Origin of the sequence: Ornithinibacillus xuwenensis, from assembly GCF_039614845.1 — a bacterium.
GTDB classification, from domain to species: Bacteria; Bacillota; Bacilli; order Bacillales; family Amphibacillaceae; genus Ornithinibacillus; species Ornithinibacillus xuwenensis.
Genome location: NZ_JBDIML010000003.1, coordinates 509,929 through 529,600 on the forward strand (window position 1 = coordinate 509,929; position 19,672 = coordinate 529,600).

18 protein-coding genes are annotated in these 19,672 nt (G+C 37.7%); 1 reads left to right on the forward strand and 17 read right to left on the reverse strand.

The window, feature by feature from the left end; translation table 11 throughout:
* Positions 1-116 precede the first annotated feature (116 nt).
* A complete protein-coding gene (locus ABC228_RS12060) occupies positions 117-1,061 on the reverse strand; it encodes a Gfo/Idh/MocA family protein (RefSeq protein ID WP_345825393.1) in 945 nt (314 codons plus the stop codon).
* A gap of 214 nt (positions 1,062-1,275) precedes the next feature.
* Between ABC228_RS12060 and ABC228_RS12065 the strand changes: the two genes are divergently transcribed.
* Positions 1,276-1,782, forward strand: coding sequence for a universal stress protein (locus tag ABC228_RS12065; protein WP_345825394.1), 507 nt, complete (start codon positions 1,276-1,278; stop codon positions 1,780-1,782).
* 54 nt (positions 1,783-1,836) lie between these two features.
* On the opposite strand, the gene ABC228_RS12070 is transcribed toward ABC228_RS12065, so the two are convergent.
* The 16 genes from ABC228_RS12070 to ABC228_RS12145 form a co-directional block, all read right to left on the reverse strand.
* A complete protein-coding gene (locus ABC228_RS12070) occupies positions 1,837-2,730 on the reverse strand; it encodes a glycerol kinase (RefSeq protein WP_345825395.1) in 894 nt (297 codons plus the stop codon).
* A gap of 425 nt (positions 2,731-3,155) precedes the next feature.
* Positions 3,156-4,685, reverse strand: a complete 1,530-nt coding sequence (locus ABC228_RS12075) for a solute symporter family protein (RefSeq protein ID WP_345825396.1) — start codon at positions 4,683-4,685, stop codon at positions 3,156-3,158.
* Positions 4,685-5,032 (reverse strand): DUF485 domain-containing protein, encoded by a 348-nt coding sequence (locus ABC228_RS12080; RefSeq protein ID WP_345825397.1) that lies wholly within the window; start codon positions 5,030-5,032, stop codon positions 4,685-4,687. Before ABC228_RS12080 ends, ABC228_RS12075 begins: the two co-directional genes overlap by 1 nt.
* Before the next feature lie 159 nt (positions 5,033-5,191).
* The gene (locus tag ABC228_RS12085) at positions 5,192-5,938 is read right to left on the reverse strand and encodes a LytR/AlgR family response regulator transcription factor (RefSeq protein ID WP_345825398.1); all 747 of its coding nucleotides are present in this window, start codon (positions 5,936-5,938) and stop codon (positions 5,192-5,194) included.
* Positions 5,935-7,704, reverse strand: coding sequence for a LytS/YhcK type 5TM receptor domain-containing protein (locus ABC228_RS12090; RefSeq protein WP_345825399.1), 1,770 nt, complete (start codon positions 7,702-7,704; stop codon positions 5,935-5,937). The genes ABC228_RS12085 and ABC228_RS12090 overlap by 4 nt, the downstream gene beginning before the upstream one ends.
* Complete coding sequence (locus ABC228_RS12095) at positions 7,701-9,245, reverse strand: solute symporter family protein (protein WP_345825400.1); 1,545 nt, start codon at positions 9,243-9,245, stop codon at positions 7,701-7,703. Before ABC228_RS12095 ends, ABC228_RS12090 begins: the two co-directional genes overlap by 4 nt.
* 2 nt (positions 9,246-9,247) lie before the next feature.
* The gene (locus ABC228_RS12100; RefSeq protein WP_345825401.1) at positions 9,248-9,517 is read right to left on the reverse strand and encodes a DUF485 domain-containing protein; all 270 of its coding nucleotides are present in this window, start codon (positions 9,515-9,517) and stop codon (positions 9,248-9,250) included.
* A gap of 146 nt (positions 9,518-9,663) precedes the next feature.
* On the reverse strand, positions 9,664-10,392 hold the full coding sequence (locus ABC228_RS12105) for a hypothetical protein (protein WP_345825402.1): 729 nt from the start codon (positions 10,390-10,392) through the stop codon (positions 9,664-9,666).
* A 12-nt stretch (positions 10,393-10,404) separates the two neighbouring features.
* Positions 10,405-11,100 (reverse strand): fluoroquinolone export ABC transporter permease subunit, encoded by a 696-nt coding sequence (locus tag ABC228_RS12110; RefSeq protein ID WP_345825403.1) that lies wholly within the window; start codon positions 11,098-11,100, stop codon positions 10,405-10,407.
* Positions 11,097-11,951 (reverse strand): ABC transporter ATP-binding protein, encoded by an 855-nt coding sequence (locus ABC228_RS12115; RefSeq protein ID WP_345825404.1) that lies wholly within the window; start codon positions 11,949-11,951, stop codon positions 11,097-11,099. Before ABC228_RS12115 ends, ABC228_RS12110 begins: the two co-directional genes overlap by 4 nt.
* On the reverse strand, positions 11,948-12,559 hold the full coding sequence (locus tag ABC228_RS12120; protein WP_345825406.1) for a TetR/AcrR family transcriptional regulator: 612 nt from the start codon (positions 12,557-12,559) through the stop codon (positions 11,948-11,950). Before ABC228_RS12120 ends, ABC228_RS12115 begins: the two co-directional genes overlap by 4 nt.
* Positions 12,560-12,758: 199 nt before the next feature.
* Complete coding sequence (locus tag ABC228_RS12125) at positions 12,759-14,417, reverse strand: ribonuclease J (protein WP_345825407.1); 1,659 nt, start codon at positions 14,415-14,417, stop codon at positions 12,759-12,761.
* Between the two features lie 196 nt (positions 14,418-14,613).
* Positions 14,614-16,077 carry an MDR family MFS transporter gene (locus ABC228_RS12130; RefSeq protein WP_345825408.1) on the reverse strand — a complete coding sequence of 488 codons (1,464 nt, stop codon included), beginning with the start codon at positions 16,075-16,077 and terminating at the stop codon, positions 14,614-14,616.
* Between the two features lie 169 nt (positions 16,078-16,246).
* Positions 16,247-17,347, reverse strand: a complete 1,101-nt coding sequence (locus ABC228_RS12135) for an ABC transporter permease (RefSeq protein ID WP_345825409.1) — start codon at positions 17,345-17,347, stop codon at positions 16,247-16,249.
* Positions 17,344-18,609: an ABC transporter permease gene (locus tag ABC228_RS12140; RefSeq protein WP_345825410.1), complete on the reverse strand. Its 1,266-nt coding sequence runs from the start codon at positions 18,607-18,609 to the stop codon at positions 17,344-17,346. The genes ABC228_RS12135 and ABC228_RS12140 overlap by 4 nt, the downstream gene beginning before the upstream one ends.
* Before the next feature lie 12 nt (positions 18,610-18,621).
* Positions 18,622-19,554, reverse strand: a complete 933-nt coding sequence (locus tag ABC228_RS12145; RefSeq protein WP_345825411.1) for an ABC transporter ATP-binding protein — start codon at positions 19,552-19,554, stop codon at positions 18,622-18,624.
* Between the last annotated feature and the right edge of the window lie 118 nt (positions 19,555-19,672).

A 19,672-nucleotide genomic window follows, 5' to 3' on the forward strand; every position in this document is an offset into this window, starting at 1 on the left:
AAGTACAACACAACCATAAAGGAGAAGAAACGACGAAAAGACTTTCGCCCATTAGCATATGAGCGAAAGCCTTTTTCGTGTTTTCATATCCAGATGATGTCTAATATGGATTCTCCCTATATTTTCCGAAGTTGTTCTAATACTTCTTGTGCTTTAGCTCCAACTTCAAAGTCATAGATTTCTGCATCTTCACCTTTAATCGCTTTTACTAACTCATTAATTAGTCTATGAAAAGGTTGGCCATCTGTTGAAATTTCACTAACTTCCTGTCCATTCCTACCACCTTTTAAAACGCCCCAGTTTTCAAGTGATAAAACACCGTCTGAACCGTAAGCGGTAAATCCGATATGCTCTTTTCCAGCAGCCTGACTTATTCCTTCGATTAACATAGGGGTCCCATCATGAAGTTCGGCTGTTGCCATTATCCCCGTCTCACATTTCTCCGCATCAGCTGGCAATTCTAAACGGGTTTGGATATTGTTCAGGTCTCCAAATATCTTTAAGGTTTGTTGAATAAAATGAACACCCACTTCTAGTACAAAGCCGCCCTGCTCTCTTCCTGCAACCCAGTCATTTCTTTGCCAACGGCGCGGCCATTCTGGAAAATGCATGGAAAGCTGTACCCGACGTAGTTTCCCAATATAACCTTCGTTAATTAATTCAGCAAACTTTGTAGCGGCAGACTCATAATTAAGTGGGAAGTTCATCGCATGAACAACTCCCGCTTCCTTAGAAGCCTGTGCCATTTCCTTAGCTTCTTCCAATGAATTAGCTAAAGGCTTTTCACACAGTACGTGCTTCTTCGCATGCAACACATCCATCACAATCTGATGATGAAATTTTGGAGGCACTGCCACATACACGAGGTCTACTCCATCATTTGCAATTAAATCCTGATGATCCGTGTAAGCTTGTACCCCTCCAAGTGAAGAGGCTGTTTCATTAACCAGAGACTCCATTTGGTCACACACCGCAACAATCTTTACTTCTGAATGCTCCTTAAATTGCTTAATTAATCGCTGACCAATTGCACCAAGACCAATAATTCCTATATGTATCATGATACCTCTCCTTCTTATGGATTCTTCTTTATTTAATTGTCACATGAAAGCTATTGCTTGGCAACGAATATAGTTTAATAGCTTGAGTGGAATAAATTACGTAACCGCAATGTCATCTTCGCTTAACACTTCTGTAAGTTTAAAAATGCCGAATAACGTCTATATACATAGCAAGTCCTTTAAAAATCCAAAACTCAAGAAGGAGTGTATGATGATGAAAGGATTTAAGAAAATTTTTGTAGCATTTGATGGTTCCAATGATAGTGTGGAGGCATTGAAGAAAGCGGAGTATATGTCAAAGCTAAGTGATGCTCGCTTGACAGTGGGATATGTGCATGAGCCATCGCTCGATACTACAGTGACGCCAGGATTAACAAAAGACTCCGATCCAAACTTGTATCAATCTCACACCTACGTCGGGCCAATTCCACCACCAAATATTGGCTCACAAATAAATGCGGCAGAGCCTAATCTACAAGATAACACACCCGATAATATAATCTCGGAAGCAAGCCACAGACTATCACACTTAGTCAATGTGGAATATGAAGTACTGTATGGAAAACCAGCTAATGAAATTCTAGACTTCACGAAAGAAAAAGATGTCGATCTCGTCGTAATGGGAAACCGCGGCATTAGTGGTATCAAGAAGCTTGTAATGGGAAGTGTGAGTAAAAAGGTTGTAGATGAGGCAGAATGCCCAGTGTTGGTTGTAAAATAGCATTTATATAGGCAGTACCTTTTGAGGGTACTGCCTATTAATAAGCTAAAATTTCTAGTATGCCTGTATTCCGAACTTCAACAACTTTTTTGGTAGAATATCATCTAGATTTTGAATGTCCTCATCATGAATTTCAATTAAATTAAATCCATATTTGTTATAAATATTTAACTTTTCTTCTTTTCTTTTAATGTATTTAGGGTCATTTTCAAGTCCCCAGTATTCTATGTATACTTTTCCAACAGGTAAATAGAAGTCAGTATATACATCTTCTTCAACAGGTAACTTCCTTTCATATGCATGAACAATCTCAGACATGTATAACCAGTTATCAATCAACATTTCTGCTCTTGAACGAACATAATGCCCATCCGCTGTTCTATGTTTCGCTACGTATTTCTCTCTAAAGTCATTTAATTTATTTATTTCATCGGAAGTTACTTCATCTAATTCAACACCATTTATCTCATTTACACTCTCCACAAGTCTCTTGTTGCTTAAAATACTTTTTGGCCAATTCACATAAGGAACACCGGTTTTATCATACTCTAGTTGTTTACCACCGATACTTAACCCTAATTTAGTAATTGTCCATCCTTTTACAGCTTTTTGCACAAAACCTAACTCAGATAATATTGGATTCATCTTAAATTTAGATACACCAAAATGATTACTTAATGCAGTGGCATTCAGTAATTTTTCTTCTGTTCTACTAAATATTGTATTGGTTTTAATATATTCTGCCCAAGCTATGTATTCGCCTACCCTAGGGTGAGTTTTAATTACTCCACCGAGTTTTTTACCTTTATCAGTTAATATCCAGTTAGCATTGTCTCTTTCTATTAAACCATTAGTTTGTAATATCTCAAACACATTCTTAGTAGGAATATTTAATTCTTTAGAAAGTGCTGTTGATGAAAGATATTTTGTTTTATTGTTAGTTGACATTAATTTCCCCCCAAGCACATTACTAACAATAAAAGTATATCATACAAATAACTTCATTTATCCTAGTGTAAATACTCAATTAGTTGTAAATGATTCCATATTAAGAAATTTAGCTTTACCTATCCTCATCCCAAAATCTAGCATTTAATTTATAGTACAATTCAACATTACTCTTAATGCTTCACTCTTAAGTTAAAAATGTATTCACAAATAATAAGAACCTGGTAAAAAATCCCAGGTTCTTATTATTTGAAACCAATTTTCACATCTCCCTGCCACACTTTTCCTAGTCAGCTACATCTTTAACTTATTATGAGTTAACTTCGGCTTATTTGGGGGAAACTTTAGCTTTTACCACAAATCTTTAGCATTTACTCCAAACTTTCATTTTTACAGTGAACCGAAGCCGCTCAGCTTCCATCCATTTACTCCCGATATCCAGTATTCGCTCTTACCTTGACTTCTGCATAGCGTGCTAAATCATTTTCCTTCGAGAATACCGTGCCAAGATACCCACCGATGAAGCCTAACGGAACACTAACAAGTGCTGGGTTGGATAATGGGAAGATTGGGTCACCAACAAATAGTGCTGCTCCTTCAACTGGGGAGAATACACTCGGGCTCAATGATACAAGGACAAGAGCCGATATCAGACCTGACAATAATGCCCAAACCGCTCCAGAAGTATTGAATCGCTTCCAGTAAACAGTGTAGAGAATAACAGGTAAATTAGCACTTGCTGCGATACAGAATGCTAGAGATACAAGAAAGGCAACGTTCAAGAATTGTGCACCTAATGATAGTAAAATAGATAACACGGATACACCTAATGCTGCATATCGTGCTGCTAGCATTTGCTGCCTTTCTGTCGTTTTTCCTTTTTTTATAATTTGCCCGTAAATATCATGTGCAAATGCTGAAGCACCAGATAGTACAAGCCCTGCAACAACGGCAAGAATAGTCGCAAATGCAACTGCCGAAATAAAGGCAAATAAAATGTTTCCACCAATCGCTTCAGCTAATAATGGCGCGGCCATATTCCCACCTGAGTTGGCCGCTAAAATATCACTTTCCCCAACAAATATTGCCGCACCAAAACCAAGGAATAAGGTTAGAATATAAAAGATACCGATTGTCCATGTTGCTGTAATAACAGATTTTCTGGCTGTTTTAGCATCCTTTACAGTAAAGAAGCGCATCAAAATATGTGGTAATCCCGCCGTACCAAGTACTAATGCTAGCATTAACGATAGTGTTCCTAATGGATCACTATATTTAATACCTGGATTTAAATAATCTGCACCATGACTTGTTGCTGTTTTTACTTCAGTAAACATAGCGGAAATATTGAAGTTAAACTTCCACAAAACAATGAATGAAATAATTACCATACCTGCCATCAGAAGAACTGCTTTCGTTATCTGAACCCAGCTCGTGGCTATCATTCCGCCAAATAGAACGTAAATTGTCATCATAACACCCACAATTAGTACGGCAATCCAATATGGAATATCAAATAATAGCTGTATTAAAGCACCCGCACCTACGAGCTGTGCAATCATATAGAAGAGTACAATGGTAATGGTACTTAGTGCAGCAACACCTCTAACTTTTTTCGCATCAAATCGTGAATTAATCATATCCGCAAGTGTATACTTACCAAGGTTTCGTAACGGCTCTGCTACTAGTAGCAACACCACTAAATAAGCAATTAAAAAGCCAATACTATAGAAAAATCCATCAAACCCTTGTAAGGCAATTGCTCCAGCAATACCAAGAAACGACGCTGCTGATAAATAGTCACCAGCTATCGCAAGACCATTCTGCCAGCCTGTTAGCCCTCCACCCGCCGTATAAAATTCACTAGCGGATTTCGTTCGCTTGGCAGCAAAATACGTAATGACAAGTGTCAGCGATACAATCGCAAGGAATAAAACGACAACAATTGGATCCATTATTGATTACCTCCTTTTTGAATCTGATCTTCAATAATTTGATCAGCCTCATCATCAAAGGAAGCTGCCTTTTTCACGTACATAGAACTGATTACCCATGTCATTACAAACTGTGCAACAGCAAATATCCAAGCCCACGTAATATCTCCAAATGCTGGTGTGTTTAAGAATGTTCCATACGAAGTAAAGATTGGCAATAAAAAATAAAACACTAGGAAAAACACCGTCATCGGTAGGATAAACTTCTTTTTATTCGCCATCAGTTGTTTAAACTGTGGGCTACTTTCTACTTTTACATAATCCACCTTAGGCTTTCCTTTTTCATCCATTAGCTTAGCCTCTGCCATCTAACCATCCTCCTTCTAATTATTTCATTGTAAGCGCTTACTAATTATTATAATTATTTCGAACATTCTTGATTTAATGTTTGCGCCAACGGTAGAAATAGAAGGGTGAATGGTTTGTATGCAATCATGAACGGGTTCTTATAAAAAATAAAGACTTTCCTATACTCGAAAAGTACTAAGAATAATTTTACTAGCATTACGACTAACTGGAATTACTGTCCTTTCCCTATCCTTTAATGTCAAATTGCTCGTTCCGTTAAACCACGGAGTAATTTCTAATACATGATTTAAATTAACTAAGTAGCTACGATGTGCACGAAAAAATTCATAATCAGACAATTTATCCTCTAATTCCTGTAAGGTCATCCGACTCATTATCACCTTATCCTCTGTATGGATTTCGAGTAGTCGCTTATTCGGTACTGCATAATAGATCGACTCTGGTGAAAGGACAACCATTCGTTCCCCATCATCTACTAGCAGCTTAGCTGTAGATGGTTTCTGTATAACTGGATACCTCGATTCCACCTTCGTGCTCATAATTTTTCGTATTCGTACCATTGTTTTGTGGAATCGCGTTTCATCATAAGGCTTCAATAAATAATCAACTGCTTCTATTTCAAATGCATCTAACGCATATTCATCATAAGCTGTAGTAAATACAAATAATGGAGCTTGTCCCTCCGTTTTTTCGGTGATATACTTGGCGGCATCTACTCCGGTTAATCCTGGCATTTGCACATCTAAAAAGATGACATCTGGTTGATGCTCCATAAATAATTCAATGACTTGTTCACCTGCCTCAGCATGAGGCGTTAGATAGATATCCTTTTCATCCTTCAGTAAATAAAGCAATTCCTTTCTAGCCATCATTTCATCCTCAGCAATCATCACACGAATACTCATCCAATCACCTGCTTTTCAACAAATTCATTTGGAACTGGTAAGGTGAACTTCACTTCACTTCCCCCACTTGAGATATTGCAAATTTGCAGTCTAGCTGATTCTCCAATTAACCGAACCAATCGCTGATTTACATTATAAATACCCGTACCTCCATTTGGAGTCCCTACTAATGGTTTATGACTCACAATAGGTAAGATATGCTTGGGAAATCCACAGCCATTATCTCGAACCGATATCGAAATATCCTCTGCTTGAGTTTCAATTTTAATCTCCACCTTTCCCTTGTCCGTGACATCCTTCAAGCCATGCTGGATGGCATTTTCAACTAAGGGCTGAATAGTAGAAGGCGGAAGTAATATTCGTGGTAATTTCTCTGGTTTATTCATTACGATTTGTAGCCTTCCGCGAAACCTCTCCTGAATGATGGAGGTGTAGGCTTCTACATGCTCATATTCCTTTTCAAGCTCGACTAATGATTTTGACACTAGCCTTAAATTAAAACGCATATAACTTGCCAGTTGTAGCGTTAGATGACGAGCATTCTTTGGGTCCTCTCGAAATAATGATGCAATGAGCTGTAGTGTATTGAATAGAAAGTGAGGATTAATTTGTGCCTGAAGATTCCTAAGCTCTGCATCACGAATATGATCTTGTAGCTTTTCGGTAGTGAGCACATTAAGCTGGTTAGAGATAAATTGTCCCAATCCTTCCGCCATCATCAGTTCTACTGGTGAAATATGCTGTGCCTTCCGGAAATAAAAGGTAATGAGTCCGGTAACATCATTCGCTTCCGTAATAGGAATGATAATAGCTGCCTCGAGCGGACAGTTTTCATGCTGACAATGGAGATCTGATTTCAAATAGGCTACTTGAATTTTTTTAGTATGAATCGTTTCTAATGCAAGCGGGATTGTTATCCGGTCCCCCGCTTGATGGTGCTTGTCACCTAATCCAATATGCGCTAATACTTCCAATTGATTGGTCACGGATACAGCTGCTAGCTTCAGCCGTTCATATAGTAAATTCGCTAGTCCATTAGCTACCTCTTGATTGGAATCCTTCTTTAAATAAGGTAATGCCTCTTCTGCAATCGTTAATGCTTGTTTCGTAGCCAAAGCCGCTTCATTTTCCTGTTCCTTTAGTACGATTCCAATCATTGCCGTAAAAATAGCAATAGCAATACTATTGGATAGTACGAGTGGCAAACCAATTTGATCCACGATCGTAACTAGACCATCGCCACCAGTATACAATATCAATAGTAATTGCATTTGTAATACTGGTGGGAAAACACCAATAAACAGCGCTTTTAACGGTGAAATAACCCGCTCATTGGAAAAAAATCTTGCGGTCATCCCTGCTAACCATCCTGTCAGTGGATTTACCAAACCATTGGCTAGCCAGCCAATTCCACCTACAAACATTAAATGACTACCTGCAATTAATCCCGCACCAAACCCGACAATAGGTCCACCCAATAAGCCTGCTATTACAATTGCAACCAAACTTGAGCTAACAATTAGTTGATTATCTTCCACTGGTAGAAGAACGAAAGTACGGATAATCGATGTATCATCTGTAATGATAATTCCTGTCACTGTACTTGCGACTCCAAAAAAACCAAAAACCACAGCATGAAGGAGGGACATCTTCACACTATATTCCCGGTACAATAAGGACTTGAATCCAGGAGTGCGTGTCATCACAAAGGCAACAACGAGTAGTAAACCTAATCGTTCAAACAAAATAATTGTTAAATCTCTCACCTATTATCTCCCCTTGCCTTAATACCGGTTTGCGACTGGATAAAGAAACGCTTATATGCTTGCTCTGATTGCATATACTTAGAGGAAAAGATAGTTCCTAAATAAGCTCCTAAGAAACCAATTGGAATGGCAATAATTCCAGGATTATATAGAGAAATCACCGCTTCTTTTACAATCCAACCATCTGCAGGATTCATAACATGTGGGCCTAGTAAGACCAAAAGGATAGATGCTGCCATACCACTTACCATCCCTGTGACGGCTCCAACGTGTGTAAAGCGCTTCCAATATATCGTCAACACGAGAACCGGAAAATTACTAGAAGCTGCTACAACAAACGTCATCGATACAAGAAAGGTCACATTAATGGTTTCTAATCGTAAAGCAAATAATGTAGAAATAATCCCAATTCCAACAGCTGTCCAACGAGCTGCCCGCAATTGCTCCATCTCAGTTGACTGTCCTTTCTTCAAGATATGATGGAAAATATCATATGAAAAAGCTGTTGTAGCAGATATTACTAGTCCTGCTACTACCGCAACAATCGTAGTAAATGCAATTGCTGATACAAACGCTAAAAGGAAGTCACCACCTACTGCTTTTGCTAACAGTGGCGCAGCTAAATTCCCTGTTGGGTCATCACCGATTAATCCAGAATAGCCTAGTAGAGCAACGGTACCAAATCCTAAGACAAGGGTCATAATATAAAACACCCCAATAATCCAGGTTGAGCTCATTAAGGACCGCCGAACCTCCATGGTGTTTCGAACAGTAAACAATCTTATTAATATATGTGGTAATCCCGCTGTCCCTAACACTAATGCAAGCTGAAGAGAAAGGAATTCTAGAGGATTTTCAAATAGATGCCCAGGGATAAAGAAATTTTCTCCTAAAGGCGTTCCTGCCTTTACACGTTCAATTAAGTATGGCAAATTCCAATCAACATTCGAAAACACGATTAAAGCTAGTAAAAATGTTCCTGACATGAGAACAACGGTTTTTACAATTTGCACCCAAGAGGTTGCAACCATTCCACCAAATACAACATAAATAGTCATTAATCCTCCAATAACAAGTACAGAGATAGAATAATCGATGTCTAATAATAAACGAAGTAAAAACCCTGAAGCAACTAGTTGAGGAATCATGTAGAGAATAGAGATCATGAATGCGCCAACTGCCATCAGTAAGCGCATCTTATTACTCGGAAACCGAGAGCAAATTACATCACCAAGTGAATATCTTCCAAGACGATGAACTGGTTCGGCAACTAAAAAAAGAACAACCAGGTAGGAAACTAAAAAGCCTATGGAATATAAAAAACCATCATAACCACTTATCGCAATCATCCCAACAATCCCAAGAAATGACGCAGCACTAATAAAATCACCAGCAATAGCCAGTCCATTTTGAAAGCCTGTTAAACTACCAGAAGCAATATAGAATCGATTGGTAGTATTACTACGTTTTGCTGCCCAATAGGTAATAATTAAGGTACACACTATAATACAAATAAAAAATAAAAAATATGTGAGATTCACAACTACTCCCCCTGGTTAATTTCTTCAATTTGCTGGTCAAACCTTTTCGCCCTATTATGGTAAATCCAGCCTACTATCCATGTCATGGGAATTTGCAAGAAACTATATAACCACGCCCAAGTTAAACCATCGATCACACTTGTACGATTCATGACATCAGGGAAGTAAATCAGAGACAAAGGAAGTATGAAATAAAACATAAACACAATTCCTAATGATATTGTCATCATCCGCTTCTTCTGACGAATTAATTCCTTTACACGCTCTTCCATCCGCATTCTCCCAACTAAAAAAAACAGTAAATTTAATTAATTCGAATAATAAATAAATTATGGTAGGTTGTAAAGGGTTTCGCTTGTTAAATGTTAAATAAACATCTGCTATGAATGAATCTCATAAGATGGTGACCATCTGATATTCATTCAATTTTCCGCTGAAATTTATAATGAATGACAGTAAACCATAGCACAGTCATCATGATACCCAGGATAAAGTCTATCCAATAGCGAGTTGGTTGATTTTCCAACAACATCGCAACAGGCCAATATACCGGGAAAAACATCGCTACGACATTCAATAAGGGACTTGCTAAAATATAGTCAATTAACGGAACTAAAATACATAGATTAATAACCTTCGTTAATGCTAACCCCTCTACTTTGTTAGAGGCTAAAGTCGCCATGATCATGGTTATAATTGGTGTCTGCAAAGCGAATAAAAAGGCAACCGGTATAAACGAAGCGAAACGAACAGCTACAATTCCTTGTATTAGGATAATGGAGTAGGCTAATAAGAAAGTAATACCGATTGGGAATAGTAAACGCCCAAATAGATAACCCGATTTCGTTAATGGCGTAATGGAATAATATAATAAAAGACCTTCATCTCGTTCATCTAGTAGGATAAATCCGTACAAGATACCGATCATAAGCGGTGCCATTAATAATACTAATCCAATAATAATTAAAAAATGCTCATTCAATGAAAAGGATATATGTTGGCTTAGAAAAGCATGAAGCTCCGGTACCCCAAAACGAACTAGTAGCGCTAACAGCAGCGAGCCGACCATTGAAAAAATTAATAACGGATCTCTACTAATATTTTTCCAATCACTTACAGCTAATAGAAATATACGCTTTACCACCATTCCAACCCCCTATCATTGAAAACATTTGTTCTTTAAGAATTGATTTGTTTCATAATAAGCCCAAAAATACGCAACACCTATCCATATGATGCAAGTAATGGTTGCATAACTATACATATTAAAAGAAAGTTCATGAAAGGCTCCTTCTAATAGAATTAATATCGCTTGGGTTGGCAATATATAAAAAATCTGAGAATCGACGTTTATAAAATTTAGTAATGGTAAATAAAAGATAATCACCAATAAAGGTGATGTATATAAAAAAGCATTAATAGACGGAACCCGAACAGCTAACACAATTCCAAGTAAGGTGAAAAAGACAGAGCAAAACAGAACAGCCATCATAAATGGTAAAAATGCAAAGCTATGGTGATGGATGAAATAAAAAATGAATGAGCTAGTAATCGTAGCTAGAAGCGTTAATGATAAAACCTTACTCCATAAATACGCATGAATAGATATTGGTGTAACAAATAATGAATTAAATATAGATTGATTCCTTTCGAGTAAAACAAGACCACCAACAAAGAAAAAGCCTAAAACAGATGGATCTGTAAATATAATGAAAATAGAAGCCTCTTGAATGATAGATTCTGGTAAAAACAATAAGACTCCAATGTAAAAAGCACTAACAAGCGCATACGCATAATAAAATCCGTGTCGAACTTGAAACATGACATCCATTTTCAGTAAATCTAGTAATCTCATACAAGCTTCCTACCCGTCGTTTTTATAAATATATCCTCTAATGAAGCCTCCTGCGTGTGCATCGTAATAATTTCATAGTTTTTAATAATCTCTTGAAAGTTATCATGATGACCAATGCCTAACAATGGAAATTGTGCTGTCTTTATTTCTGTCTTATCACGATACTCTACCCGCAATTCTTTCTTTCCTTCTTTAACCTTGAGCCTTTTAGGAGAATCAATTAAGGATATTTGACCATCCACAATAAAGGCCACCTGGTCACATAGCTCCTCTGCAGTATTCATGTTATGTGTGGTAATAATGATGGTCTTCCCCTTGGCTTTTTCAGCCTTTATCAGTTCACGTAAATTTTTGTCATTTACCGGATCTAATCCGGAGGTTGGTTCATCCAGAAACAAAATATCCGGATCATTCAATAGCACTCGGCAAAAATTCAAACGCATTTTCATGCCTTTTGAATAGTTACTAAATCGAACATGTGCAGCGTCCTTTAATCCCAACCGTTCCAAAAGCTCTATAGGGTCCCGTTTAGTAGATTGATATAATTTACTAAAGAACGTTAAATTTTCTAAACCAGTAAACTTTTGATAGAAATTGGGAAATTCAAAACCAACACCAATACGTTCATAATAGGTTGAACCTAGTCTATTCAACTCCTGATGCTCAACCCTCACACTTCCCTTATAGCCTTTTAATATTCCGATTAGTATTTTTTGAATCGTACTCTTCCCAGCCCCAGACGGTCCTAAAAAGCCAAATATCTCCCCTTTATTTACCTGAAACGTAACACCTTTTATCGTATCGCTTGATTTCGTTGGATATCGGTACATCAGATTGTTGACATGAATCATGATAAGCTTCTCCCTTCTACAAGACCGGCAGCTAAGCTCTCTGCTAACAGCTCCACTACCTCTGGAAATAGTTCCTCCCCTATCTCCTTTTTATGTAATAACATCGTGAAAAAACCCCGAATTGCACCTGTTATCACCTTAGGGTCCTTCTTAACTAAGAAGCCATTTTGCTGCCATAGCTTCAGAAGTGGTTCTAGAACGTCTTCATCACGCTTGATATGCTCTTCCATTGTCTCTTGAGGAAGCTTACGTACAATTCTTTCAAAATCCTCACGATCAAATAGCGTCTTTACTAGTTGATGTTCCTCAATTAATTCGATACTATATAACAACATTTCCTTAAATGATTGTCTTGTCATGTGATGCACATTTATTTTCTCTAAGAGCTTCTGTTTAATTTGTGCTTCTTCTAATTCTAAAATATTAAAGAATAATTCTTCCTTGGACGAGAAAAATTGATAAAATGAACCTTGTGCGATTCCTGCAGCTTTTGTCAGTTGAGCAATACTTGTTTTTTTGACTCCCATTGCAACAAATTGTTGCTTACCTTCCTCAATCAGTTTTGTCATAATCATTTCTTTCTCTTGGTCTGTAAATCCCTTTACCATTTTATCCACCTACTTGAACATATGAATATTTTATATTTATATTCATATAAGTTATCATGTATTGTGAAAGTATTCAACTATTCCTGTAAAATTTCTATCAAAACCTCTAATAACAATAACTTCCCTCTAACAAACGATTATTGACTTATAAGGGCATCAGACCGACTTAATATCGGACTCATGCCCTCAGCTTACATCATTAAATCTCGATAAAAATAGGAACAATCATTGGTTCCTTCTTCGTCTTATCTTTCACATATTGCCCAATTGTTTTCTTGACCTGCTTCTTCAATACATTCCAAGAGGTTCGATTTGCTGCATGCAGCTCACGGATTGTCTCCATCACAATTCGATTCATTCCTTTTCGCAAATCGGAGAAGTTGTTATCGACAAAGCCGCGAGAAATAATTTCTGGCTCTGATAGCATTTTTTCTTCCTGCTTACTCATCGGAACAATGATCATAAGCATCCCTTCTTCTGAAATTTTTTGCCTGTCACGTAACACAAATTCCATATCCCCTACGTCTACCCCATCAACATAAGTGTCACCACTCGGTATCGTTCTTGTACTACGTGCCATACCATCTTCAATATCGACAACATCTCCATTCTTTAATAGAAACGTGTTTCCTTCCTCTACTCCAACAGATTCCGCGAGTAATCTGTGATGATGTAGCATTCGATATTCACCATGTATCGGAATGAAGTATTTCGGCTTCATTAAGGTTAGCATGAGACGTAAGTCCTCTTGATAACCATGACCAGAAACATGCATACCAGAAGAACTACCCGACCCATAAATCACATGTGCACCTAGTTTATACAAGTTATCGACAATACCGGTTACATTCTTCTCATTTCCAGGGATGGGACCTGCTGCAAGGATCACTGTATCCTCCGCTAAAATAGAGACATCACGAAAATTGCCTGTGGAAAGGCGACTAAGTGCAGCCATTTGCTCTCCTTGGCTGCCTGTACATAAGATTGTTACCATTTCTGGCGGTAATTCATCAATTTCACGAGGTTCGATTAACATACCTTTAGGAATTGTAATGTAGCCGCGGTCCTTCGCAACGCCTACAACATTCACCATTGATCTTCCTAGTAAGGCAAGCTTTCGATTTGTTTTTTGAGTTGCACTTATAACCTGCTGGATTCGACTGATATTCGAAGCAAAGGTGGAAACAATCACTTTTCGATTACTCTTGATGAAAATTCTTTCCAAATTTTCACCTACCATTTGTTCCGAAGGCGTGTAGCCAGGACGCTCGGCATTGGTACTTTCTGATAATAAAAGCAGCACTCCTTTTTTCCCAATTTCAGCCATTTTATGTATCTCTGGCCGCTCATTATTGGCAGGGGTCAAATCAAACTTAAAGTCTCCTGTATGTACAATTGATCCCTCTGGCGTGTGAAACACAATTCCTAAACAATCTGGAATACTATGATTTACTTTGAAAAAACCTAGTGTCATCTCGTTGAATTGGACTTCTGAATCGGAATGAATTTCAATCAGTTCACTTTCTCTGAGGTAACGATGTTCTTTTAATTTAATTTCAATTAGCCCTAACGTAAACCGAGTTGCATAGACTGGAACATTCACTTTTTTTAAGAAAAAAGGAATTCCTCCAATATGATCCTCATGTCCATGCGTAACAATTAAAGCACGAACTCTATCTTTATTCTCCTCAAGATAAGAAATGTCAGGGATAATTAAATCGATGCCAAGTAAGCTTTCATCTGGAAACTTGTTCCCACAGTCAATGACCACAATATCATTTCCATATTCAATTGCGTACATATTTTTTCCAACTTCATGTAAGCCTCCAAGGGCAAAGATGGATAATCTTTCCTTCATGTAGATACCCTCCCGCTTCAAATATAGTTTAGTATGCCCTCAAAGGTTTGTTTTTAATAATTCGTGCGTCTGAATTCAATCCTAATTTAAACCAATTATCATAAGAAAAAACAACCCGGAAACATTGTTGAAGGCAATGTTTCTGGGTTGTTTTAGATAATTCAGAGCACTTAAAATCCTAGTTATGTCGATAATCCTATGGATTGGAAATAGATGATTGTTGAGTTTCTTCCTTCTCTCTCATTTTTTCCTGATCTTTTTTATCGATTTCTTCCTGTGAGGATTTTTGGTCCTTGATAAAGTAAGCAATAATTAATCCGATAAATGATAGTAGTGCAACAACGATAAACGCAACATTAGCACCATAAATATCTGGATTAACGAGTTCTCTATTGGCAGCAGATTCCTCGGAGGTCGTCATGACTGTTACAAGGATTGCGGTTCCGACTGAAGCCGCAATTTGTCTCATCGTATTATCCATCGCTGCCCCATGTGGAATTAGCCGTTTTGGTAATTGATTCAATCCAGCTGTAGCAATTGGCATCATCACCATCGATAAGCCAAACATTCGAACACTATACATAATCGTTAAATATGTCAACGATGTCGAGGTATCTAATCTCGTAAAAGCAAACGAAGAAGCAGTAATGATAATTAACCCAATCATCACTAGTTTTCTCGCACCAAACTTATCGAAGATTCTACCCGTAATCGGAGACATAAACCCTGTGATTAATGCACCCGGCAATAAGGCTAACCCTGCTTCAAAAGCAGTGTAGTCACGCATGTTTTGCATATACAGTGGAATTAGCGTTTCTACTCCAATTAATCCCATAAAGGTAATCATTCCGATAGCAACTGCTAGTGGAAAAATGGAATACGTGAATACCCGGAACTCGAGCATTGGATGTTTTAGTTTCAACTGTCTTAAAATAAAGGCCATAAGAGCAACCACACCAACAGAAAGAGATACGATAGTCATCAAAGCTACCCAGCCATTATTCCCCGCTGATGTAAATCCATAAAGTAATCCACCAAAACCAAATGAGGATAAAATAATTGATAGAATATCTAATTTCGGTCGTTGCAATTCCGTTACATTGCGCAACGCAAAGAAGGCAATGATGATATCAATGATTGCAATTGGTAGGATAATAAAGAATAATACCCGCCAGGAATAATGCTCCGTCACATAACCAGATAATGCGGGTCCTATTGCTGGAGCGAATGAAATAACAAGACCAATTAACCCCATTGCAGCTCCTCGTTTATGGACAGGGAAAATCATTAAAAATACGGTCTGCATCAGTGGTAGCATAACCCCGGCACCAGCAGACTGAATGACACGCCCGATGAGCAACGTGGAAAAATTAGGTGCAATTCCGGCTACTAATGTACCAATAGCAAATATACTCATTGCTGTAATAAACAACTGTCTTGTCGTAAACCGTTCTAATAAAAACGCACTGACTGGAATCATAATACCATTGACTAACATAAAAACAGTAGTTAGCCATTGACCAGTATTTGGGCTAATTCCCATTTCATCCATTATTGGAGGGATTGCTGTAATCATTAACGTTTGATTTAAAATAGCAATAAACGAACCCGCGAGTAACAGTGCAACTATCGTTTTTCGGTTAAAATGTAAATTTTGCATAACTACCCTCACCTGCTTTCTATCACTTTACCATTTGAATTTATTCACTTTCTACAGAATACATGATTGAAAATTATTAATCTATAACTATGCTTGCACCCAATAACAATAAGCTCTCGATCGATATCGATCAAGAGCTCTTATGGTTTTCGTTATTTATTATCCATACTTACGAGCTTCTCCGCTCAATCAAATTAATCCCTAACCCCATTGCTACGACACCTATTAATAACATCATGAATAGAGACATTATCACATCGCTAAGTCCAGCGTGGAAGAAAACGACTGACACGATCGCTTCCATCGCATGTGATAACGGAAAAATATCTGCAACAAATAATAGCACCGGATTGGTAATCGTTCCTGGCATCATATAGGCTCCACTAATCAACGGGATTAGTGGAATTACGGACGGGTAAATCGCATAAAATTGCTCTGGCGTTTTTACAAAACCAGTAATTAACATCGCAACACTAATCATACTGAAAATGAAGAACGCGGCAATCAGAATAACTAGCCATAACTGATCCCCTACTTCATAGTTCATAACATACTTAAATATCAGGAGTACCACAATAACCTGAAATAATGTAATGAGAAAGCTATAGCATATATAGCCACAATACATCCCTGTTTTTCGCATTGGTGACAGGATCATCCGATTCCATATCCCCGCAACCTTATCATGAGTTACATGATTTACCTTTAAGCCAAGAATAAACATCGCTATCAAAAACGTAAAAGCATACAATAATTGAATACTCATATTATAGTTCGGAACCTCTTCACTATCTAGCCCTTGCGCTTCAATTTGAATTGGCGGATTTTCGAGATAGCTGGTTATTTCACTACGAACATGTTCGTTTCCATTCGCATCTATAATTGCACGAATCTGGGCTTCCCGTTGAAATACCTTTTCTACATGCTGCTGAACAAAAGAAACACTTGGTAGTTCACTAGCTGCGATTAATCGGTAATCCATTTCCATGACCTTTACTGCTACATCTATTTTTCCATTCCTAACATCTTCTCGAGCTTTTTCTGGGGAAACAATTTCAAATTGAAATGTATCATTAGCATTTAATAGTTTTTGCCATTTCGCTTCGATTTCTTGGGCATTCGCTTCCTCACTAAATATAGCTACTGTTGTGGGTGCCTGAATACCACCAGCAAATAAGAGAGTTGCTAAAATACTAGCAGCAATAAATAATAGAAGGAATAATGGGTTACGTTTATCCTTAGCAAATTGTGCCCATATAACGGACTTCATGATGTTTTCCCCCTTTTTGGATATATTGCAACACTAACCACTGTGAATAGTAGGAAGAATCCAATTAGAAATAAACTTGGTGTGACAATGGAGGACAACTCCTCATACTGAATCCAATTTGTCAGTGCCACTAACGATGAGCCATTTGGCGTCCATTCTCCAATTTTCTGAAGCCAGCTCGGTAGTATATAAATTGGAACAAAATTTCCACCGACTACGCCAAAAAATAAAATCACCAACATGAAAATTCCATTTGCCGCATCAATATTGGTAATTCTAAGGGATATACTTGTGAAGACAGCGGCTAACGCAGCAATTGCTAAGGAAAGTATGGTAACAATCCCTATTACACCTAACCAAAAGCTAGTCGTCCGATCCGAAAAAACATCTAGAATGAAGTGCGAAAAAACAAACACAAACATAATCTGTAGCCAAGCTAAGCAAAAAGTAGATACCATTTTACCAATTAAAAATAGAATTGGATTACTATTGGTTAATTGGATTCGGTAAAATACCTTTTGTCTAATCTCCAAGCCTGTTTTCGTTGCAACTGTCGAAGCAAGAAACAAGGCAAACAATGCACCCATTGCGATTGTGAAGTATTGGGATAACGTAAAGCTTTCCCCTGTACCTACTTTTTCGAATCCCCCCTCAGGTAGGAAAACCTCCGCATCTGAAGCGCCAATTTCTTGAACGACAAATTGGAAATTCAAGTGATCTGTAAAACCATGAATCATATCAAATAAGATGCTATTGTTATTCGTTTCCCGTTCCATTTTAAATTTCAATGAGGTTGCTGGTACCTCTCCTGCTAGAGCAGCATATAAACTATCAACCGTAAAGCCAGAAGGTATGGTTAGGATACCATCAATTTCACCGTCTTCAACTTTTTTTACTGCCTCACCTTCTTCAAGCTCATGAACAGTCACCCAGCTTTTTAATTCATCACTTTCGAGGTAATTAAACAATAATGGAATTGGACTTAGCTGACTTGCTTGTTCTACCATTTTTTCTGCTTCTGAATTAGAAACCGATCCTTCCTCCATTAGTTTTTCTTTTAATCTAGCAAGTGTCTCTAGTTCGTTATCCTGATTCACAACTGCTAGTTGTAAATCAAGATTCTCGTTCGCATTATCACTTAAAAGTCCTGCAAAGGCGAAATTCAGAACGACTACTAATAGAATTGGTAGTACAAGTACCGTAATAAGCTCTTTTCGATCTCGCCAAAAGAGTAATAAATCCTTTTTGATAAAACTCCCCATTACTACACCTCCTTAATCCCGTAAGGTTCGACCAGTCAAATGAAGAAACACATCCTCTAGACTCGGGCTCTCCGTATGAAAATTAACCATTTGGATATGATACTGATCTGCAAGATGGACTAGCTCACTGACTAGATTAATCCCTTTTTTTGCAATGATTTTTAGATTCACCTGAGAAGCTTCTACCTTTCGTACTCCTTCAATTGTTTTTACCTGTTCGATAAACATCTCATCCATTTTACTTAGCTCTACTTTAATTGTATCCTCTGTAGACAAAATACTAAGCAACTCACCTTTTGTGCCAGCAGCAATAATTTCGCCATGGTCCATCACATACAAACGATCACAAAGCTGTTCGACTTCTTCCATATAATGACTCGTGTATAAAATGGTTGTGCCATTCAATTCGTTTAGCATACGTACCGTTTCTAAAATATGATTTCTTGATTGGGGGTCAATTCCAACCGTTGGCTCATCTAATATCAAAATCTCCGGGCGATGCAGTAATGCTGCCGCAATATTGACTCTGCGCTTCATCCCACCAGAAAAAGTCCTGACCAAGTCCTTTTGACGATCTGTTAATCCTACAATCTCTAAGGCTTGCTGAATGCTTTTTTCGAGTTCTTTCCCCTTCAAATTATAGATAAATCCAAAAAATTTAAGATTCTCATAAGCGGATAAATCTTCATATATAGCTAGTTCCTGTGGTACAACCCCTAGCACTTTTCGCATTTGCTCTGGTTTTTGAATAATATTTACTCCATTTAGTTTTATTTCCCCGGTAGTTGGCTTTACCAACGATGAAATCATGGAAATCGTAGTCGATTTACCAGCACCATTTGGGCCCAGTAGACCAACTGATTCCCCACTGTCTAAATATAAATTGACGTCCTGTACTGCCTTTTTTCCCTTAAAGGACTTGCTTAAATTTATCGTTTCAAGCATGGATTTTCCTCCTACTTTCAATTTTATAAATGAATCATAAAACAAAACAACCAAAGCCACTACTGACTTTGGTCACTTCTCAAAAAGACGCGTATTACTTTTGTCACTTTTTCTTTTC